This window comes from Aetokthonos hydrillicola CCALA 1050 (genome assembly GCF_017591665.1).
GTDB classification, from domain to species: Bacteria; Cyanobacteriota; Cyanobacteriia; order Cyanobacteriales; family Nostocaceae; genus Aetokthonos; species Aetokthonos hydrillicola.
On the sequence record NZ_JAAKGC010000426.1, the window covers coordinates 1 to 1,206 of the forward strand.

2 protein-coding genes are annotated in these 1,206 nt (G+C 40.3%); one reads left to right on the top strand and one right to left on the bottom strand.

What is annotated here, in order from left to right:
- On the bottom strand, positions 1-147 hold a 147-nt coding region (locus tag G4P69_RS38525; protein ID WP_208355293.1), incomplete at its 3' end, for a glutathione S-transferase N-terminal domain-containing protein.
- 179 nt (positions 148-326) lie between these two features.
- Between G4P69_RS38525 and G4P69_RS38530 the strand changes: the two genes are divergently transcribed.
- Positions 327-1,097, top strand: coding sequence for a fasciclin domain-containing protein (locus tag G4P69_RS38530; RefSeq protein ID WP_208343637.1), 771 nt, complete (start codon positions 327-329; stop codon positions 1,095-1,097).
- Positions 1,098-1,206 lie beyond the last annotated feature (109 nt).

Genomic DNA, 1,206 nt, shown 5'->3' on the forward strand with positions numbered 1-1,206 from the left:
TTGCCTCTGACCAGTCATGCGGAACAGTTCGACTTGTCCAATGCCTGGTACTACCTCTATTTTACGGTACTCTAAGCCTTTATAATCAAGGATCAAGCGGACTTTTTCTGAGTATTGAGATAGTTCAAATTGGTACAATTCCAGCATTCCTCAGCCCCTACATTTGATTCTTTGATCACTTTTATTGTATCTTTCGGAAAAGTGATCAACAGTAAAACAAATTCGTACTTGTGATACACAATCTGACTTCAGAAATTAGATTTTCTATGTAGCAAAATGTTATAAGTCATTATGTAATCAATAGGGACTAAAGCAAAACAAAATTTATGAACACAAATAATAGCAATTTGCTGATGAGATTAGTGAGTGTGGTGGGAGCAACAGGCTTTGGTATTCTTATTGGTCTACCATCTGGCGCTAATGAAGTAATAAATACTCACGTTAGTACTTCTCAACACAGTGAGTCCGGGCTCACTGCTATTAACCAAAATGTAACAAAACACAAGCTAGCGCAACAAGGAGGTGGAAGTGCTGGCAGAGGGTTAAATCCTAGTCCCAGTATTTTTAATGAGCCTCCGTATAATCGCAGTCGCACTGCTCCTGGAACGACTCCAACTATACCAGGAACACAGCCACCAGACGTAAACACACCCCCACTTCCTCCATCTTCAACAAGAGGAACTAAGGATTTGGTTACGCTTGCACAGTCGAATAGTCAATTTACAAAGCTAACACGAGCTTTAAAAGCAGCTGGGCTAGTGGATACCTTGAAAGGTAAAGGACCTTTCACCTTGTTTGCACCTACTGACGCTGCATTTAACGAATTGCCTCAAGACGCTGTGGCAGAATTGTTTAAGCCAGAGAACAAAGAAGTACTAGTCAAAATTTTGACCTACCATGTAATACCAGGTCAGGTGCTATCCAGTGATTTGAAGGCAGGTGAAGTTAAAAGTCTTGAAGGGAGTCCAATCTTAATCAAGCTTGATGGGACGAATGGCGTAATGGTTGATGATGCTAAAGTGACTCAGCCAGATCTCAAAGCTAGCAATGGTGTTATCCACGTAATTAATAAAGTGATTTTACCTCGCAACTTATAGCGGCTTAGTAGGGTCAATTTAGCAGGATATCAAAAAATACCCGTTCAAATTTTGGCTTGGACGGGTATATTGAGCCAAGAAAAAGCCCAAAATACAATTTTTTGACTTT